Consider the following 16,965-nt stretch of genomic DNA (forward strand, 5'->3'; position numbering starts at 1 on the left):
ATCCATGAGCACCGCACCGTTCCCGCCCGTCCGCATCGGCCAGGGCTACGACGTCCATGCCTTCGGTGAAGGCGACCACATCATGCTTGGCGGCGTGAACGTGCCGCACAGCTGCGGCGTGCTCGCACACAGCGATGGCGACGTGATCCTGCACGCCCTGTGCGATGCGATGCTCGGCGCGTTGGCGCTGGGCGATATCGGCCAGCATTTCCCGCCGAGTGACGACCGCTGGAAGGGCGCCGACAGCAGTGATTTCGTTCGCCATTGCGACAGCCTGCTGCGCGAGCGTGGCTGGCGCGTCGGCAACACCGACATCACCGTGATCTGCGAGCGGCCGAAGGTCGGTCCGCATGCGCTGGCGATGCGTGAGCGCATCGGTGGGTTGCTGCAGTTGCCGCTGGATGCGGTCAGCGTCAAGGCCACAACGTCTGAGAAGCTGGGCTTCACCGGCCGTGGCGAAGGCATCGCCGCACAGGCGGTGGTACTGCTGGTGGCGGCATGATCCCGCTGCCGTTGGCGTTTGGTGCACCGTTGCTGACGGCGCGCATCCGCACCACACCGGACGATTTCCAGGTTGACGAACTGCCGGCCTTCGAGGCGACCGGTGAAGGCGAGCACCTGCTGCTGCATATCCGCAAGCGTGGAGCCAACACCGTGCATGTGGCCAAGCTGCTGGCCAAGTGGGCGGGCCTGCCGGAAATGGCGGTGAGTTACGCTGGCATGAAAGACCGCCACGCGGTCACCACCCAGCGTTTCAGCGTGCACCTGCCCAAGCGCATCGCGCCGGACCTGGCCGAGCTGGCCAGTGACGAGATCGAAGTGCTCGAAGCCACCTGGCACAACCGCAAGCTGCAGCGCGGTGCACTGGCCGGCAACCGCTTCAAGCTGGTACTGCGCGAGGTGCAGGGTGATGCCACGGCGATCAGCGAGCGCCTGCAGCAGATTGCCGAGCGCGGCCTGCCGAACTGGTTCGGCGAACAGCGCTTTGGCCGCGACGGCGGCAATGTGCCGGCGGCACTGGCGATGTTCGGTGGCCGCCGCATGCGCAAGGACCAGCGTTCACTGCTGTTGTCAGCCGCCCGTTCGGCGCTGTTCAACCGCGTGCTGGCCGCGCGCGTGGAGCAGGGCAACTGGGATCAGCCGCTCGATGGCGAAGTGTGGATGCTCGATGGCAGCCGCAGCGTGTTCGGACCCGAGCCGTACACCGAGGTGCTGGCCGAGCGACTGGCGCGTTTCGACATCCATCCCAGCGCACCGCTGTGGGGCGAAGGCGAGCTGCGCAGCGCCGACGCGGCACGTGAGCTGGAGCTGGCCGCGCTGGACGACGAGGAGTCAAAGGCACTGCGGGCCGGCCTGGAAGACGCACAGCTGAAGCAGGAGCGCCGCGCATTGCGCCTGCGCCCGGCGCTGCTGCAGCACCAGTGGCTGGCCGACGACGTGCTGGAGCTGTCATTCGCGCTGCCGCCAGGCTGCTACGCCACCGCCGTACTGCACGAACTCGGCCCCGTCGAAGACGCCTCGCAGGCCTGACAGAAAAAGGGGACGGAGGGAATTAAGTCGTTTGTGCCACAAACGACTTAATTCCCTCCGTCCCCTTTTTCATCTACGGGCCAGCAGCACCAGCACCGCGCCGGTGCCGCCTTGTCCGGTCGGCGCCGAATGGAACGCCAGTACGTCGTTGCGCAGCCGCAGCAGGCGATCGACCAGATTCTTCAGCACCGGTGCACCGCCATCGGACTGCAGGCCCTTGCCGTGGATGATGCGCACGCAGCCATAGTCGTGTGCATGCGCCTCCAGCAGGAACTGGCGCAGCAGCGCCTCCGCCTGCGACGCAGTGGCGCCGTGCAGGTCCAGCTCGTCCTGCACCGAGTACTGGCCACGCTTGAGGCGCTGGAACAAGCGTGGTGGCAGGTTGTCGCGGCGATAGCTGGCCACGTCGCCGGCTTCCAGCGGCGTGCTGTCGCGCAGCAGCCGGGCGAATTCGCCGGCGGCTTCGGCCTCGTCACGTTCGGCCATGCGCGCGCGCGGCTTCGGCCGGGGCGCGGCAGGCGCCGGCTCGGCATCCTTGCGCAGCGGCGTCACTTCGCCGATGGCCGCACGGAACAATGCGGCCGGATCTTCGTCTTCAGGGTGCGACATGCGCACAGGGTAAACCGCCGGCGCAGCTCTGCCTATGACGGTTCGATGTCGGTCATGACCGCCGACAGGGTAGGACCGGCGGCTCGCATGCGGCACAATAGACGATGCCCTTGCAGGGTCGACGGCTTCCGCAGGGGAGTACGGCGGTCCCGCCCACACTGCACGGTGACGGAATCGAATTCTTGGAAAATCAAGCGGTTAAATCGAAGATGCGAATCCTGGTCAGTAACGACGATGGCGTCGACGCCGCAGGCATCCGGATGCTTGCTTCGGTGCTGCGCGAGGCCGGACACGAAGTCACGGTGGTCGCGCCCGACCGTGATCGCTCCGGCGCCAGCAATTCGCTGACCCTGGACCTGCCGATCCGCCTCAAGCGCATCGACCACTACACCGTCTCGGTGGCCGGCACTCCGACCGACTGCGTGCACCTGGCGCTGACCGGGCTGCTCGAGTTCGAACCGGACATTGTCGTGTCCGGCATCAACAATTCCGCCAACCTCGGCGATGATGTGATCTACTCCGGCACCGTCTCGGCGGCGATGGAAGGTCGCTTCCTCGGCCTGCCGGCGGTGGCGGTCTCGCTGGTTACCCGCAACCACGATCCGAAACACTTCGAGACCGCCGCGCGCGCTGCGGTGGAGATCGTTGCCCGGCTCAAGGCCGATCCGTTGCCGGCTGACACCATCCTCAACGTCAACGTGCCTGATCTGCCGTGGAGCGAGGTCAAGGGCTTCGAGGTCACCCGCCTCGGCAACCGCCACCGCGCCGAAGGCTGCATCGCGCAGAAAGACCCGCGCGGCAACGAGGTGTACTGGATCGGCCCGGCCGGCCGTGAGCAGGACTCCGGCCCCGGTACCGACTTCCATGCGGTGCGCACCGGGCATATCTCGATCACCCCGATCCAGGTGGACCTGACCCGCTACCAGGCACTGGAGAAAGTGGCCAGCTGGGTCGGCGGCCTCAGTGCCGCGCTGGACCAGCCGGCATGAGTCCACGCCTGCGCCTGCAACCGGAAGCCGTCGGTATCGGCATGACCTCGCAGCGTGTGCGTGACCGCCTGGTCGACCGCCTGCGCGAAGCCGGCATCGTCGACGAGCCGACCTTGAATGCGATCCGGGTGGTGCCGCGCCATCTGTTCATCGACGAGGCACTGGCCTCGCGTGCGTATGAAGACACCGCGCTGCCGATCGGCCACGGCCAGACCATCTCGCAGCCCTGGGTGGTCGCGCGGATGACCGAGGCGGTCCTCCAGGTCGCACCGAAACGGGTGCTGGAAGTCGGCACCGGTTCCGGTTACCAGGCCGCCATCCTCGGTGCGCTGGGCCTGGAGGTCTACACCGTGGAGCGCATCGGAGATCTGCTGCGGCAGGCCCGCAAGCGCTTCCGTGCGCTGGGCATGAACATCCGCACCAAGCATGACGACGGTCGCGTCGGCTGGGCCGAGCACGGTCCGTTCGATGCCATCGTGGTTACTGCGGCGGCGCCGGCACTGGTCGACGCCCTGATCGAGCAACTGGCCGAGGGCGGCCGCCTGGTGGCGCCGGTCGGTGGCCCCGGGGCGCAGTCGCTGGTACAGCTGGACCGCAAGGCCGACGGCAGCATCGAACAACACGTGCTGGCGCCGGTCACGTTCGTGCCGCTGCTGTCTGGCATGCTCGACTAATCCACGGAGCAGGGTTGCATGAAGATTTTCGGGCCGCTGTACGAGCGGGCGATGAAGTGGGCGGCGCACGAACGCGCGCCGACCTACCTGACGGTGTTGAGCTTCTTCGAGGCGATCATCTTCCCGGTGATGCCGGAGGTGATGCTGGCGCCGATGTGCGTGGCCCAGCCCAAGCGCGGTTGGTGGTTCGCCACCCTGAGCCTGGCCGGCTCGATGGTCGGCGCACTGGTTGGCTACGCGCTGGGTCATTACGCCTTCGAGGCGATCAAGCCGCTGTTCGAGGCGTTGGGCATGCTGCCGGCCATCGAGCAGGGCATCACCACCGTGCAGGCGAAGATGGCCGAGTCGCCGTGGGCAGTGTTCACCTTCCTGGTACTGGGCGGATTCATGCCCATCCCGATGAAGGTCTTCACGTGGGCATCGGGTATCGTCGGTGTACCGATGCCGCAGTACCTGTTGAGCATGCTGATCGGTCGTGGCAAGCGCGTGTTCGTGCTGGCTGCGGTCATCCGTATCGGTGGTGCGCGTGCTGAAGCGGCACTGCGTCGCTGGATTGAACCGCTGGGCTGGATCGCCACCGCGCTGGTGGTGGTGCTGATCGCCTGGCTTGTATGGAGGTCGAAGTTCGCATGAGTCCTGATCGTCTGAGCAAGGGAGTGCGCATCGGCGCGCTGGCGTTGCTGGTTTCCACCCTGTCCGCCTGCGGCACCGCCACCGTGGTTCGTCCTGGTGGTGGCAGCACCGGTGGCGGTGTGACCACGCCGAAGACCTCGGTACCCAAGCCGGGGCAGACCGTGGTGGTGCGCAAGGGCGACACCATCTATGCGCTGGCCCGCATCCATGACATCACCCCGGGCGACCTGATTGCCTGGAACAGCCTGGACAACCCCTCGACGATCTATCCGGGGCAGGTGATCCGGCTGTATCCGGCCGGTGCCAGCGGCGGTCGCGCGCCCACCACGGTGGTCACCCCGCCGCGTTCCGGTGGCAGCAGTGGCGGCAGTACCACGCCGGCCCCGGCGCCGGTCGGTCCGGTGAAGAGCAACATCGCCTGGCGCTGGCCGGCTGATGGCGCCATCGTTGGCCGCTACGTGGCTGGTGATGCGACCAAGCAGGGCGTTGACATCGCCGGCACCAGCGGCCAGGCGGTCAAGGCCACCGCCAATGGCGTGGTGGTGTATTCCGGCGCCGGCCTGGTCGGCTACGGCGAGCTGATCATCATCAAGCACAGCGACCAGTGGCTGTCGGCCTATGGCCACAACCGCAAGCGCCTGGTGAATGAAGGCCAGAGCGTGAAGGCCGGTGAGCAGATCGCCGAAATGGGCCGTACCGGTGCGAACCGCGACATGGTCCACTTCGAGATTCGCTACAACGGCAAGCCGGTCGACCCGCAGCAGTACCTGCCGGCACGCTGATCGTCAGATGCGATAGCGCCGGGCCATGCCCGGCGTTCCTGAGCTGTAGAGGCAAGCCATGCTCGACTCGGGTACTGCAGAGTGGTCATTTGCGATCTTGTGTGTCGCAGGCTCACCTTCACGGCGGACGGGATACCCGGCATTCTTGAGCGGTCCCAGTCGATCCGGTGCCCATGCTCCGTCTTGCTTCCACTCTCGCGTTGCTCATCGTCGCGCCGCTGGCCTCCGCAGCCAGCGATCCGCGCGACGTGGTCACCCGTCTTTACGCGGCCGTCCAGGCGCCGGCTTCGGACGAAGCGACCATTCCGCCGTTGCTGGGCGATGCGCTGCGCTCAGCCATCGATGCGCAGCGCGCTTACGAGCGGACCTGTGCGGCGCTGGCCGCGCATGACGAGAAGCCGCACATGCTGGACCAGAGCCCGTATCTCATGGCGCCGGATCGGCCGGAAACGGTAAAGGTGGGGCTGCCCGCGACGAGCGGCGACGGCAGTTGGGTGTCCGTCGAAATGGCGATAGGCGACTATCGCTGGACCGACCGTGTCCTGTTGCAAAGACAGGGCCAGGACTGGAAGGTCATGGACATCCGCTGGGGCCAGGGCGGCAACCTGATCGGGCGGCTGAAGCAGTTCTCGGCCTTCCGCTGCACCGCTTCTGGCGGCTAGCGCCGGGGCGCGCCCGACGCCTCGACTCAGCCTTCCAGAATGAAAGCGGCCGCGACCTTGCGGCCTTCGCTCGCCAGGATGTTGAAGGTGCGCGCGGCGGCCGGATTGTTCATCACTTCCAGGCCGATGCCGCGTGACAGGCAGGCAGCCATCACCACTGCCGGCGGGAATACCTGGCGGTCACCCGTGCCGAGCACGATCAGCGCCGGGTTCAGCGCCAGGATCGGCTCCAGGTCAGCCAGCTGCAGCGCAGTGGCGCTCACCACCGGCCATTGCGAGACCAGCTGGTCCGGGGTCAGGAAGAAACTGCTGCCCAGCGCCTGGTCATTCACCTTGGCCGAGCGGCCATCGGCGGCACGGAGGCTATAGGCGTAATCCGGCGGTTCGTGGTTCAGCTGCATGGCGGTAGGGCGATCAGCCGCGCGGCAGCACGATCTGGCGCTGTTCCTTGCTCGGGCGGTACAGCACGGCGACGTGGCCGATGCGCTGCACCAGTGCGCTCTCGGTGGCTTCGACGATCTCGCCGATCATCACGTCACGGGCGTCGCGATCCTCGGCAGCGACCTTCACCTTGACCAGCTCGTGGCGCTCCAGCACTTCGTTCAGCTCAGCGATGAAGGCCGGGGTCACGCCCTTGCCGCCGGTCTGCAGCAGGGCCTTCAGGTCGTGGGCTTGGCCGCGCAGGAAACGGGTCTGGGAAGCGGTCAGGGCGATGGACATGCAGGAAAACACGGTTGAATGGGGCGATCAGGGTATCATGAGGACCCCATCAGCCCCTATTTTCAATGGCTACCCGCAGCAAAAGCAGCCAGCGCTGGCTCAAGGAACACTTCTCCGACCCCTTCGTGAAGAAGGCCCAGGCCGAAGGCATGCGCTCGCGCGCGGCCTACAAGCTCGAAGAGCTGCTTGAACGTGACCGGTTGCTGAAGCCGCACATGGTGGTGGTCGACCTCGGTGCGGCACCGGGTGGATGGTCTCAGCAGGTTCGGAGACAGATCGGCGACACCGGCCGCGTGCTGGCCCTGGATATCCTGGACATGCCGCCGCTGGCCGGCGTGGAGTTCCTTCATGGTGACTTCAGGGAAGAAGCCGTCCTATCGCAGTTTGAAGCCATGCTCGGGGATCAGCCGGTAGACCTTGTGCTGTCGGACATGGCCCCCAATAAGAGTGGTGTAGGCGCGGTCGACCAGCCGCGGATGATGCACCTGGCGGAGCTGGCCCTGGATTTTGCCGACAACCACCTGAAGACCGGTGGGGCGTTCCTGATCAAGCTGTTCCAGGGTGAGGGCTTTGACGACTACGTGCGCGACATGCGCCGCCGGTACGACAAGGTCTCCATCCGCAAGCCGGAAGCCTCGCGCAAGCGCTCTCCCGAGGTGTATGCCTTGGGTCAGGGAAAACGCGCCCACATGAAGTAAGCTCGCAATGTACGCAAGTTCGACCCCAACGCAACGCCAGCACTGAGAGGAACACCGGAGCCAATGAGGATGAACGACTTGACCAAGAACCTCCTGCTATGGGTGGTCGTCGCCGTCGTGCTGATGGTGGTCTTCCAGAGCTTCTCGCCGAAGTCCTCCGGGGCCGGCGCGCAGGGCGCGTCGTACTCGCAGTTCCTGGACCAGGTGGACAGCGGCAACGTGCAGAAGGTCGCCTTTGGTGGCGACATGCGCGGCGGCACCAGCCAGCTGACCTACACCACCCGCGGTGGGCAGTCGTCCACCATCACCGCGCCGTTCGATCGTGACCTGATCAACGTGCTGCGTACCAAGAACGTGGAAATCGTGCAGGAGGAGCCGTCCAGCGGCATTTCCCTCGGCGCGATCCTGATGAATTTCCTGCCGGTCATCCTGATCATCGGCTTCTGGTTGTTCATCATGCGCCAGATGCAGGGCGGTGGCGGCGGTGCCAAGGGCGCGATGTCCTTCGGCAAGTCGCGCGCCAAGCTGCAGGGCGAAGACCAGATCAAGGTCACCTTCGCCGACGTCGCCGGCTGCGACGAGGCCAAGGAAGAAGTGGGCGAGCTGGTCGACTTCCTGCGCGACCCGTCCAAGTTCACCAAGCTGGGCGGCAAGATTCCGCGCGGCGTGCTGATGGTCGGCCCCCCGGGTACCGGCAAGACGCTGCTGGCCAAGGCCATCGCTGGCGAAGCCAAGGTGCCGTTCTTCTCGATCTCCGGTTCGGACTTCGTGGAAATGTTCGTCGGCGTCGGCGCCAGCCGCGTGCGCGACATGTTCGAGCAGGCCAAGAAGCACGCCCCCTGCATCATCTTCATCGACGAAATCGACGCCGTCGGTCGCCACCGTGGCGCCGGCCTGGGCGGCGGTCATGACGAGCGCGAGCAGACCCTGAACCAGCTGCTGGTCGAGATGGACGGTTTTGAAGGTGGCGAAGGCGTGATCGTGATCGCTGCGACCAACCGTCCGGACGTGCTGGACCCGGCGCTGCTGCGCCCGGGCCGTTTCGACCGCCAGGTCGTGGTCGGCCTGCCGGACGTGAAGGGCCGCGAGCACATCCTCAAGGTCCACATGCGCAAGCTGCCGCTGGCTGACGACGTCGAGCCGATGGTGATCGCGCGTGGTACCCCGGGCTTCTCCGGTGCGGACCTGGCCAACCTCTGCAACGAGGCGGCCCTGTTCGCCGCGCGTGGCAACGAGAAGGAAGTCCGCATGGACCACTTCGACCGTGCCCGCGACAAGATCCTGATGGGTGCCGAGCGCCGCTCGATGGCCATGAGCGAGGACGAGAAGACCCTGACCGCGTACCACGAGGCCGGCCACGCCATCGTCGGCCGCCTGGTGCCCGAGCACGACCCGGTCTACAAGGTGACCATCATTCCGCGCGGCCGCGCGCTGGGTGTGACCATGTACCTGCCGGAAGGCGACAAGTACTCGATGAACCGCGTGGCGATCCAGTCGCAGCTGTGCTCGCTGTACGGCGGCCGCGTCGCTGAAGAGCTGATCTTCGGCGAGGACAAGGTCACCACCGGCGCCTCCAACGACATCGAGCGTGCCACCAAGATGGCCCGCAACATGGTCACCAAGTGGGGCCTGTCCGAGCAGCTCGGCCCGATCGCCTATGGCGAAGAGGACGACGAGGTGTTCCTGGGCCGTTCGGTGACCCAGCACAAGAGCGTGTCCAACGACACGGCGCGCCGGATCGACGAGGAAGTGCGCAACATCCTCGACAAGGCCTACGCCCGCACGACCCAGCTGCTGACCGAGAACATCGACAAGCTGCACGCGATGTCGCAGCTGCTGCTGCAGTACGAGACCATCGACGCGCCGCAGATCGACGCGATCATGGAAGGCCGCGATCCGCCGCCGCCGGCGGGCTGGAGCAAGTCGAACAAGGATGGCGGCAACGACAAGGGCGGCGACGCCCGTCCGCTGCCGCCGATCGCAGGCCCGGCCGAATCGCACTGACGGCCCGCTGCAGGTGACACCAGGCGAGGCCGGGGCAACCCGGCTTCGTCGTTTCCGGGCCACTGGCCCATCCCGAAGATCCGATCTGACGCTGGAGCCCGCATGTCCGCCCCGAAGCCCGAACCGATTTCCCACACTGCCGAAATGGTGATCGCCACCGTGGTCGGCGTGGGTGTGGGCCTGGGGGCCGACAACCTGCTGCTGGGCTGCGTGGTGGGCATCGGAGTCGGCATCGTGCTGAGCATTGCCAAGACCCTGTACGTGGACCGCAAGCGCCGCCGCCGTTGAGGGGGTGTCGGCAGGGCTGCGCCCTGCACCCGTGGTAGTGCCGGCCGCTGGCCGGCAACCTCAACAGCAACAGCAACAGCAACAGCAACAGCAACAGCGGGCTTTCCGTAGGATGGCGGAGCGGTGTCGGAGTGCGGGGACGCTGCAAGTACGTCCCTGTAAGCTTGGCAGCCGCATTCATGCGGCTGACACCCCGCCCTCCGACACCGCCCCACCTCTGACAGATGCCGGCAGCTGTTGGTAGGTGTCGACCTTGGTCGACACATCTGTCAGATATCGAATGAGTCATCCACGCATGGCGTGGATCTACTGCAGATCGCAGAAAACTGTCGAAGGCGGGGTGGGTCCGGTCGCGGGGGCGTGAGCGCCATGGATGGCGCGACCGAGCCTCCATGGGTGAGGACGCTTTGCTTGCGAAGCACTGCTTCGCAAGCGCCCGAACGCACAGCCGCCAGCGGCTGGGCCGGACCGCGGAGCGGGGTTTACGGCGTCCCCCGCAACCGGACCCACCCCGCCATCCCTCAGTAAACCCGCTGTTGCTCCGGCTGTTGTTGTCGCTCTGGCCTCTGCGGGTGCAGGGCGCCGCCCTGCCGAACTAAACTACCCGCCGTTGTCCCTGCAGGATTGCCCATGTTCGATACCTCGCCCCAGCTCGATTGCGCCGGCCGCATCCTGCGCCTCGACCGTGCCCGGGTCATGGGCATCGTCAACGTCACCCCGGATTCGTTCTCCGATGGCGGCGCGCACGACACTACCGAGGCCGCGGTCGCACATGGCCTGAAGCTGGTCGAGGAGGGTGCGGACCTGCTCGATATTGGCGGCGAATCGACCCGCCCGGGCGCCGCGCCGGTATCGATCGAGGACGAGCTGCGCCGCGTGATTCCGGTGATCGAGCAGCTGGCCGCCCGAACCCAGGTTCCGATCAGCATCGACACCTTCAAGCCGGAGGTGATGCGTGCGGCCGTGGCCGTCGGCGCGGGCATGATCAATGACATCTACGGCCTGCGCCAGGAAGGGGCGCTGGACGCCGCCGCTGCAACCGGCGTGCCGGTGGTGCTGATGCACATGCAGGGCGAGCCGGGCCACATGCAGGCTGACCCACACTACGATGACGTGGTCGCCGAGGTGCACGGTTTCCTGGTGCAGCGCCTGTTCGCTGCAGAAATGGCCGGCATCGCGAAGAAGAACCTGCTGATCGATCTCGGTTTCGGCTTCGGCAAGACCACCGCCCACAACATGACCCTGCTGGCGCGCTCCGAGCGCTTCCTGGAACTGGGCGTGCCGATGCTGGCCGGCTTGTCGCGCAAGCGCAGCCTGGGGGAACTGACCGGCCGCGACACGCCGTCCGAACGCGTGGCGGCTTCGGTGGCCGCGCACCTGATTGCGGTGCAGCGTGGTGCGCGCATCGTGCGCGTGCATGACGTGGCGGCCACCGTCGATGCGCTGAAGATCTGGCAAGCAGTCGAGGCGGTGCCGACGCCGCGCGCCGACGCCACGCCGACGATCCGCTGGCCGGACGAAGACTGATGGGCATCGACCGGCGGCCACTGGCGATCGCCGTGATGGGGCCGACCGCCAGTGGCAAGACCGCCACCGCGATCGCCCTGGCGAAGCAGCTGGATGGCGAGATCGTCAGCGTCGATTCGGCGCTGGTGTACCGCCACCTGGATATCGGTTCGGCCAAGCCCGATGCGGCAGAGCGTGCGCAGGCGCCGCACCATCTGCTGGACCTGCGCGATCCCTGGCAGACCTACTCGGCAGCCGAATTCGCCGCCGATGCCGGTCGGGTCGTGGCCGACATCGTGGCACGCGGCAAGATGCCGATCCTGGCCGGTGGCACTGGCCTGTACTTCCGCGCCCTGTTGCAGGGCCTGTCGCCGATGCCCGAGGCCGATCCGGCGACGCGCGAAGCGCTCAGCGCCGAGGCGGCCGAGCGTGGCTGGGCGGCGCTGCACGCAGAGTTGGCCAAGGTCGATCCAGCAGCAGCGGCACGCATCCATGCCACCGACCCGCAGCGCATCCAGCGGGCGCTGGAGGTCTATCGCCTGACCGGCACCCCCATCACTGAATGGCAGCGCCGGCCGGGCGTGGCGCCGTTGCCGGTGCGCACCCTCAAGCTGATCCTGGCGCCGCGTGACCGCGCGGTGCTGCACCAGCGCATCGAGGCGCGCTTCGACGCCATGCTGGCGCAGGGCTTCCTGGACGAGGTGCGGGCACTGCGTGCAATGCCGGAAATGGCCGCCGTGACGGCGCCGCTGGACCTGCCGGCGGTGCGCGCGGTTGGCTATCGCCAGGCCTGGGAATACCTGGACGGGGAGGGTGATGCCGCCCGTTTCCGTGACAAGGCGATCTTCGCCACCCGGCAGCTGGCCAAGCGCCAGCTGACCTGGCTGCGCGGCGAGCTTGATGCGCGCTGGTTCGACCCCCATGTCGATGGGGAGCGCCTAGCCGGCGCGGTGTCGACCTTCGTCGCACGCTGAACCCCCGCCAGCCGTGTAACATCATCGGTCGGCGGGCGGCTCGGGGGCCGTGGCAACCGTCGGCAACCCAATAAGAACAATAATCAGGAGTGTGCAATGTCCAAGGGGCAATCGCTGCAGGATCCTTTCTTGAACGCACTGCGGCGCGAGCGCGTGCCGGTTTCGGTGTACCTGGTCAACGGCATCAAGCTGCAGGGCACGATCGAGTCGTTCGACCAGTTCGTGGTCCTGCTACGCAACACGGTCAGTCAGATGGTCTACAAGCACGCCATTTCCACGGTCGTTCCGGCACGCAACGTGAAGGTCGGTCCGGGCGGTGGTTACGTGCAGTCGGGTGAAGGTGGTCAGGCAGGTGATGAAGCAGACGAGTAAGACCGGAGCGGTGAATGTTTGACCGCTCGAAAAAGGGCGAACACGCCCTGTTGATCCAGCCCCATTTCGGCAAGCTGGAAGACGATGTGCTGGAAGAATTCGGTGATCTGGCCCGCTCGGCTGGGGCCAGCATCGCCGCGACGATCACTGCGCGCCTGGATCGCCCGAATCCGTCGACCCTGATCGGCAGTGGCAAGCTGGACGAGATCAAGGCTGCGGCAGACGCCAGCGGTGCCGACCTGATCCTGGTCAACCATGCGTTGAGCCCGGGCCAGGAGCGCAACCTGGAACGGTTCCTGGAGCGCCGGGTGATCGACCGTACCGGCCTGATCCTGGACATCTTCGCCCAGCGTGCGCACAGCCACGAGGGCAAGCTGCAGGTCGAGCTGGCACAGCTGCGTCACCTGGCCACGCGGCTGGTGCGCGGCTGGACCCACCTGGAGCGCCAGCGCGGTGGTTCGATCGGCCTGCGTGGCCCGGGTGAAACCCAGCTGGAAACCGACCGCCGCCTGTTGCAGAAGCGGGTCGAGCAGCTGCAGAAGCGGCTGGAAAAGGTCGAGGTGCAGCGGACCCAGATGCGCCGTGCGCGCGTGCGCAGCGAGCTGCCGCGTGTCGCCCTGGTGGGCTACACCAACGCCGGCAAGTCGACCCTGTTCAACGCCATGACCGGCGCTGAGGCCTACGCCGCCGACCAGCTGTTCGCAACGCTGGATCCGACCGTTCGCCGCATTGCGGTGCCGGGCGGCAACGTGGTGCTGGCCGACACCGTCGGCTTCGTCCGCGATCTGCCGCATGATCTGGTCGCTGCGTTCCGCTCGACCCTGTCCGAGGCGCGCGAGGCCGATTTCCTGCTGCATGTGGTCGACGCTGCCGATCCGCACCGCGAGGAGCGCATCGCCCAGGTGGACGAGGTACTGACTGCGGTCGGTGCCGGTGACCTGCCGCAGCTGCTGGTGTTCAACAAGATTGACCGGATCGAGGGCGCCGACGTTCGCCACGATGGCCAGGACGGTATCCCGGATGAATCGCGTCGCGAGCGGGTGTGGATTTCCGCGCGTGACGGGCAGGGCCTGGAGCTGCTGCAGGCGGTGCTGGGCAAGCGCCTGGGCCTGCAGCATGTCACCGGCGAACTGCGCCTGCCGCCGGATGCCGGTCGCCTGCGTGCGCGCCTGCACCAGCTGGAAGTGATCCGCAGCGAGCAGGCCGACGAAGACGGCTGGCTGCTGCAGGTCGACCTGCCGATTGCCGAAGCCGAAAAACTGGCTGCCAGTGCCGACGGCGCGCCGATCCGGGCGCTGCTGCCGGAGAAACTGCCGGAGTGGTGAGGTAGCGGCCCATGCCCGGTAGTGCCGGCCGCTGGCCGGCAGCGTAACCGTGCCGGAGGGGCGCGACATCCAGCTGTCATCTGCGGTACAACGTGCAGGTTCTTCACCCCACCGTCATGCCGATGTCCATTCCCACCGACGCTGAACTCAATGCCCAGTCCGCCGCGCTCGGGCAGCGCCTGCAGCAGGCTTCGCTGCAGCTGGTGACCGCTGAAAGCTGCAGTGGTGGCTGGATCGCCAAGTGCATGACCGATATCGCCGGTTCCTCTGCGTTCTTCGACTGCGGCATGGTGGTCTACAGCTACGAGGCCAAGCAGCGCCTGCTGGGCGTGCGTGCGCAGACCCTGGAGCAGTTCGGCGCGGTCAGCCGCGAAACCGTGCTGGAAATGGTGTCCGGTGCGCTGGTCAATTCCGGCGCCGGTATCGCCGTGGCGGTGACCGGCATCGCCGGTCCTGGTGGCGGCAGCCCGGACAAACCGGTCGGCAGCGTCTGGATTGGCTGGAAGCGCCGCGGCGGCTATGCCCGTGCCGAGCTGTTCCAGTTCGATGGCGACCGCGAAGCCATCCGCCGGCAAACCGTGGCGGCGGCATTGCGCGGTATCGACGCCCAGCTGTGACATGCTGCTCCGGTAATCGTCCGGAGCACGCATGATGTGGGAAACGCTGGGCACGGTCCGTGACCTGGGCCGACTGCAGGAAATCGCCGTCGTCCTGATCCGCTATGGCTTCGGCGATGTGGTGCGGCGCATCGGCCTGGCCAGCACGCTGGAGCGGGCAGGGCGCCTGCTGCACTGGAACGAGGAGCGGCAGGAACTGCTGCGGATGACCGCGCCGGTGCGCGTGCGCAGCGCGATGCAGGATCTCGGCCCGACCTTCGTCAAGCTCGGCCAGGTACTGGCGACGCGCGTCGACCTGCTGCCGCCGGAATGGATCGCCGAGCTCTCCGAACTGCAGAACGCGGTGCCGGCGCTGCCGTACGCGGATATCCGCGAGCAGCTCGAGGCCGACCTGGGTGCATCGCCTTCAGAAGTGTTCGCCTTCCTCGATGAAACCCCGATGGCCGCCGCTTCGCTGGCGCAGGCCCACCGCGCGCGCCTGCATGACGGTCGCGAGGTGGTGCTGAAGGTGCGTCGCCCCGGCATCCGCGATGTGGTCGAGGCCGACCTGCGGCTGCTGGCCCGCCTGGCCGAAATCGTTGAAGCCCGGCTTCCGGACCTGCGTCGTTACCGCCCGGCCGAGGTGGTGCAGCAGTTCACCGTGTCGCTGCGTCGCGAGCTGGATTTTGCCGCCGAATGCCGCAATGCCGAGCGCATCGCGCGCAACTTCAAAGGCCGAGACGATATCCTGATTCCCCGCGTGCACTGGCAGTGGACCTGCGAAAGCCTGAACGTGCAGAACTTCGTCGACGGCATTCCAGGGCGTGATCTGGCTGGCGTTGATGCGGCAGGACTGGACCGGCGCGAACTGGCGCGACGCGGTGCGGACATCGTGCTGAAGATGGTGCTGGAGGACGGCAGCTTCCACGCTGATCCGCACCCGGGCAACATCATCTACCTGCGTGATGGCCGCATCGGCGTGATTGATTTCGGCATGGTCGGCGCCTTGTCGGAAGTGCGGCGTTTCCAGGTGGCGCAGCTGCTGCACGGGCTGGTCGAGCAGGATCCGCAGGGCGTGGCCGACGTGCTGCTGGACTGGGCGGGTGGCGTGGAAGTGGACGAGAACCGGCTGCAGCACGACATCAGCCAGTTCGTCGACCAGTACCGTGGCGTGCCGCTGAAGGACCTGCGCATCGGTCTGATGCTGGGCGACATCACCCAGCTGCTGCGCAGCTACAGCCTGACCCTGCCGGCCGACCTGGCGCTGATGATCAAGGCGTTCCTGACACTGGAAGGGATGGGGCGGCAGCTGGACCCGGATTTCGACATGGCCAGCGCCGCGCGCCCGTTCCTGGAACGGGTGGTACTGCAGCGCTATGCGCCCAGGGCCCTGCTCAAGCGCGGCCGCCGCAGCCTGCTGGGCCTGGTCGACTTCGCCGGCGAACTGCCACGCGACCTGCGCAAGCTGGTCCAGGCAGCCCGCCGTGGGCGCCTGCAGCTGAAGGTGGAAACCAGCGCGCTGCAGGGCTTCGGCGAGCAGGTGAACCGCGCCGCGAACCGGCTGGTGATGGGCATCGTCACCGCTGCATTGATCATCGGCTCGTCGATCGTGATGCACAGCGTTGGTGGCGTTTCCAGCCGCTGGCTGCTGGCGCTGGGCGTGTGCGGTTTCATCGGCGCCGGCTTCTGCGGCGTGTGGATCCTGTTTTCGATATGGAGAAGCGGCAAGCACACGTAGTGTGCTTGCCGCAGCGGTTCCCAGCGGGAACCGCGGAATCGCTGCGCGATTCCTGTAGAGCCGACCGCTGGTCGGCTGCTTTTGCTCTGCCTTTGTCTCTGCCAGCCAGGCCAAGCCCAGCGACGATCGCCCAGCAGGGCTCGGCACTACAGCTGTCGCCGTGTCGCCCCCGGCACTTGCAGTCCCGATCATTAGTAGTAATACTACTAATCATGGACCTGACCGACACCCAGCAGGCGATCCTGCAGTTGATCGCCGAGCGTATCGAGAGCGAAGGCGCGCCGCCGTCGCAGACTGAAATCGCACGTGCGTTCGGCTTCAAGGGCGTGCGCGCGGCCCAGTACCACCTGGAAGCCCTGGAGCAGGCCGGTGCGATCCGTCGCATCCCGGGCCAGGCCCGCGGCATCCGTCTGGTGCAGGCGCCACCGGTCGAGAAGCTGGCCGAGCCGGGCCTGCCCGACAGCGTCCTGCGCCTGCCGGTATTGGGCCGTGTCGCAGCTGGCCTGCCGATCGGTGCCGATATCGGCTCGGACGACTTCGTGGTGCTGGACCGGGTGTTCTTCTCGCCGGCACCGGATTACCTGTTGAAGGTGCAGGGCGATTCGATGATCGACGAGGGCATCTTCGACGGTGACCTGATCGGCGTGCATCGCACCCGCGACGCCCATTCCGGGCAGATCGTGGTGGCCCGCATCGATGACGAGATCACGGTCAAGCTGCTGAAGATCGCCAAGGATCGCATCCGCCTGCTGCCGCGCAATCCCGATTACAAGCCGATCGAGGTACTGCCGGATCAGGACTTCGCTATCGAGGGCCTCTATTGCGGCCTGCTGCGGCCCAACCGTTGACCCGTTCCATGGCGCAT

Annotated in this window: 20 protein-coding genes; 17 read left to right on the top strand and 3 right to left on the bottom strand. The window is 66.8% G+C overall.

Annotated elements, in window-relative coordinates; all coding sequences use genetic code 11:
• Positions 1-4 precede the first annotated feature (4 nt).
• Both ispF and truD read left to right on the top strand, forming a co-directional pair.
• The gene (gene ispF / locus ACZLHH_RS08205) at positions 5-502 is read left to right on the top strand and encodes a 2-C-methyl-D-erythritol 2,4-cyclodiphosphate synthase (RefSeq protein WP_005409005.1); all 498 of its coding nucleotides are present in this window, start codon (positions 5-7) and stop codon (positions 500-502) included.
• The gene (gene truD / locus ACZLHH_RS08210) at positions 499-1,530 is read left to right on the top strand and encodes a tRNA pseudouridine(13) synthase TruD (RefSeq protein ID WP_180844455.1); all 1,032 of its coding nucleotides are present in this window, start codon (positions 499-501) and stop codon (positions 1,528-1,530) included. The genes ispF and truD overlap by 4 nt, the downstream gene beginning before the upstream one ends.
• A 69-nt stretch (positions 1,531-1,599) precedes the next feature.
• Here truD and ACZLHH_RS08215 read toward each other — a convergent pair whose 3' ends face one another.
• Complete coding sequence (locus ACZLHH_RS08215) at positions 1,600-2,139, bottom strand: Smr/MutS family protein (RefSeq protein ID WP_032130120.1); 540 nt, start codon at positions 2,137-2,139, stop codon at positions 1,600-1,602.
• Positions 2,140-2,348: 209 nt separating this feature from the next.
• On the opposite strand from ACZLHH_RS08215, the gene surE reads away from it, so the two are divergent.
• From surE to ACZLHH_RS08240, 5 genes are all read left to right on the top strand, one after another.
• On the top strand, positions 2,349-3,128 hold the full coding sequence (surE, locus tag ACZLHH_RS08220; protein WP_180844454.1) for a 5'/3'-nucleotidase SurE: 780 nt from the start codon (positions 2,349-2,351) through the stop codon (positions 3,126-3,128).
• On the top strand, positions 3,125-3,802 hold the full coding sequence (locus ACZLHH_RS08225; protein ID WP_010485977.1) for a protein-L-isoaspartate(D-aspartate) O-methyltransferase: 678 nt from the start codon (positions 3,125-3,127) through the stop codon (positions 3,800-3,802). The genes surE and ACZLHH_RS08225 overlap by 4 nt, the downstream gene beginning before the upstream one ends.
• Before the next feature lie 18 nt (positions 3,803-3,820).
• Complete coding sequence (locus ACZLHH_RS08230) at positions 3,821-4,435, top strand: YqaA family protein (RefSeq protein ID WP_014036746.1); 615 nt, start codon at positions 3,821-3,823, stop codon at positions 4,433-4,435.
• On the top strand, positions 4,432-5,217 hold the full coding sequence (locus ACZLHH_RS08235; protein WP_180844453.1) for a peptidoglycan DD-metalloendopeptidase family protein: 786 nt from the start codon (positions 4,432-4,434) through the stop codon (positions 5,215-5,217). Before ACZLHH_RS08230 ends, ACZLHH_RS08235 begins: the two co-directional genes overlap by 4 nt.
• A gap of 173 nt (positions 5,218-5,390) precedes the next feature.
• A complete protein-coding gene (locus ACZLHH_RS08240; protein WP_180844452.1) occupies positions 5,391-5,879 on the top strand; it encodes a YqhG/Tai3 family protein in 489 nt (162 codons plus the stop codon).
• Between the two features lie 26 nt (positions 5,880-5,905).
• On the opposite strand, the gene ACZLHH_RS08245 is transcribed toward ACZLHH_RS08240, so the two are convergent.
• The gene (locus tag ACZLHH_RS08245) at positions 5,906-6,280 is read right to left on the bottom strand and encodes an Mth938-like domain-containing protein (RefSeq protein WP_180844451.1); all 375 of its coding nucleotides are present in this window, start codon (positions 6,278-6,280) and stop codon (positions 5,906-5,908) included.
• A gap of 13 nt (positions 6,281-6,293) precedes the next feature.
• Positions 6,294-6,599 (bottom strand): ribosome assembly RNA-binding protein YhbY, encoded by a 306-nt coding sequence (gene yhbY, locus ACZLHH_RS08250; RefSeq protein WP_004152868.1) that lies wholly within the window; start codon positions 6,597-6,599, stop codon positions 6,294-6,296.
• 65 nt (positions 6,600-6,664) lie between these two features.
• Between yhbY and rlmE the strand changes: the two genes are divergently transcribed.
• The 10 genes from rlmE to lexA all read left to right on the top strand — a co-directional run bounded on the left by rlmE (position 6,665) and on the right by lexA (position 16,948).
• Entirely contained in the window at positions 6,665-7,297 is a 633-nt protein-coding gene (rlmE, locus tag ACZLHH_RS08255; RefSeq protein WP_005409014.1) for a 23S rRNA (uridine(2552)-2'-O)-methyltransferase RlmE, read from the top strand.
• A 69-nt stretch (positions 7,298-7,366) separates the two neighbouring features.
• Positions 7,367-9,301, top strand: a complete 1,935-nt coding sequence (gene ftsH, locus ACZLHH_RS08260; protein WP_005409015.1) for an ATP-dependent zinc metalloprotease FtsH — start codon at positions 7,367-7,369, stop codon at positions 9,299-9,301.
• A 102-nt stretch (positions 9,302-9,403) separates the two neighbouring features.
• Positions 9,404-9,589, top strand: a complete 186-nt coding sequence (locus ACZLHH_RS08265) for a hypothetical protein (RefSeq protein ID WP_005409016.1) — start codon at positions 9,404-9,406, stop codon at positions 9,587-9,589.
• Positions 9,590-10,219: 630 nt separating this feature from the next.
• Positions 10,220-11,116 carry a dihydropteroate synthase gene (gene folP / locus ACZLHH_RS08270; protein WP_071229244.1) on the top strand — a complete coding sequence of 299 codons (897 nt, stop codon included), beginning with the start codon at positions 10,220-10,222 and terminating at the stop codon, positions 11,114-11,116.
• The gene (gene miaA, locus ACZLHH_RS08275; RefSeq protein ID WP_132809786.1) at positions 11,116-12,069 is read left to right on the top strand and encodes a tRNA (adenosine(37)-N6)-dimethylallyltransferase MiaA; all 954 of its coding nucleotides are present in this window, start codon (positions 11,116-11,118) and stop codon (positions 12,067-12,069) included. Before folP ends, miaA begins: the two co-directional genes overlap by 1 nt.
• Positions 12,070-12,165: 96 nt before the next feature.
• Positions 12,166-12,441, top strand: coding sequence for an RNA chaperone Hfq (gene hfq / locus ACZLHH_RS08280; protein ID WP_004152891.1), 276 nt, complete (start codon positions 12,166-12,168; stop codon positions 12,439-12,441).
• Positions 12,442-12,455: 14 nt separating this feature from the next.
• A complete protein-coding gene (hflX, locus tag ACZLHH_RS08285; RefSeq protein ID WP_032128411.1) occupies positions 12,456-13,766 on the top strand; it encodes a ribosome rescue GTPase HflX in 1,311 nt (436 codons plus the stop codon).
• Between the two features lie 122 nt (positions 13,767-13,888).
• Positions 13,889-14,383, top strand: a complete 495-nt coding sequence (locus tag ACZLHH_RS08290; RefSeq protein ID WP_010484249.1) for a CinA family protein — start codon at positions 13,889-13,891, stop codon at positions 14,381-14,383.
• A 34-nt stretch (positions 14,384-14,417) separates the two neighbouring features.
• Positions 14,418-16,100, top strand: a complete 1,683-nt coding sequence (gene ubiB, locus ACZLHH_RS08295) for a 2-polyprenylphenol 6-hydroxylase (protein WP_180844179.1) — start codon at positions 14,418-14,420, stop codon at positions 16,098-16,100.
• 212 nt (positions 16,101-16,312) lie between these two features.
• Positions 16,313-16,948 (top strand): transcriptional repressor LexA, encoded by a 636-nt coding sequence (lexA, locus tag ACZLHH_RS08300; protein ID WP_005412936.1) that lies wholly within the window; start codon positions 16,313-16,315, stop codon positions 16,946-16,948.
• Positions 16,949-16,965 lie beyond the last annotated feature (17 nt).

The organism is Stenotrophomonas sp. 28608_Sma (assembly GCF_056486185.1).

Bases quoted from the DNA above. Each gene is read 5' to 3' on its own strand.
- ACZLHH_RS08245 (WP_180844451.1), bottom strand. From the start codon at position 6,280: ATGCAGCTGAACCACGAACCGCCGGATTACGCCTATAGCCTCCGTGCC.
- surE (WP_180844454.1), top strand. From the start codon at position 2,349: ATGCGAATCCTGGTCAGTAACGACGATGGCGTCGACGCCGCAGGCATC.
- miaA (WP_132809786.1), top strand. From the start codon at position 11,116: ATGGGCATCGACCGGCGGCCACTGGCGATCGCCGTGATGGGGCCGACC.
- ACZLHH_RS08265 (WP_005409016.1), top strand. From the start codon at position 9,404: ATGTCCGCCCCGAAGCCCGAACCGATTTCCCACACTGCCGAAATGGTG.
- rlmE (WP_005409014.1), top strand. From the start codon at position 6,665: ATGGCTACCCGCAGCAAAAGCAGCCAGCGCTGGCTCAAGGAACACTTC.
- ACZLHH_RS08230 (WP_014036746.1), top strand. From the start codon at position 3,821: ATGAAGATTTTCGGGCCGCTGTACGAGCGGGCGATGAAGTGGGCGGCG.
- yhbY (WP_004152868.1), bottom strand. From the start codon at position 6,599: ATGTCCATCGCCCTGACCGCTTCCCAGACCCGTTTCCTGCGCGGCCAA.
- ispF (WP_005409005.1), top strand. From the start codon at position 5: ATGAGCACCGCACCGTTCCCGCCCGTCCGCATCGGCCAGGGCTACGAC.
- truD (WP_180844455.1), top strand. From the start codon at position 499: ATGATCCCGCTGCCGTTGGCGTTTGGTGCACCGTTGCTGACGGCGCGC.
- ACZLHH_RS08215 (WP_032130120.1), bottom strand. From the start codon at position 2,139: ATGTCGCACCCTGAAGACGAAGATCCGGCCGCATTGTTCCGTGCGGCC.
- folP (WP_071229244.1), top strand. From the start codon at position 10,220: ATGTTCGATACCTCGCCCCAGCTCGATTGCGCCGGCCGCATCCTGCGC.
- lexA (WP_005412936.1), top strand. From the start codon at position 16,313: ATGGACCTGACCGACACCCAGCAGGCGATCCTGCAGTTGATCGCCGAG.
- ACZLHH_RS08240 (WP_180844452.1), top strand. From the start codon at position 5,391: ATGCTCCGTCTTGCTTCCACTCTCGCGTTGCTCATCGTCGCGCCGCTG.
- hflX (WP_032128411.1), top strand. From the start codon at position 12,456: ATGTTTGACCGCTCGAAAAAGGGCGAACACGCCCTGTTGATCCAGCCC.
- ubiB (WP_180844179.1), top strand. From the start codon at position 14,418: ATGTGGGAAACGCTGGGCACGGTCCGTGACCTGGGCCGACTGCAGGAA.
- ftsH (WP_005409015.1), top strand. From the start codon at position 7,367: ATGAACGACTTGACCAAGAACCTCCTGCTATGGGTGGTCGTCGCCGTC.
- ACZLHH_RS08235 (WP_180844453.1), top strand. From the start codon at position 4,432: ATGAGTCCTGATCGTCTGAGCAAGGGAGTGCGCATCGGCGCGCTGGCG.
- ACZLHH_RS08290 (WP_010484249.1), top strand. From the start codon at position 13,889: ATGTCCATTCCCACCGACGCTGAACTCAATGCCCAGTCCGCCGCGCTC.
- hfq (WP_004152891.1), top strand. From the start codon at position 12,166: ATGTCCAAGGGGCAATCGCTGCAGGATCCTTTCTTGAACGCACTGCGG.
- ACZLHH_RS08225 (WP_010485977.1), top strand. From the start codon at position 3,125: ATGAGTCCACGCCTGCGCCTGCAACCGGAAGCCGTCGGTATCGGCATG.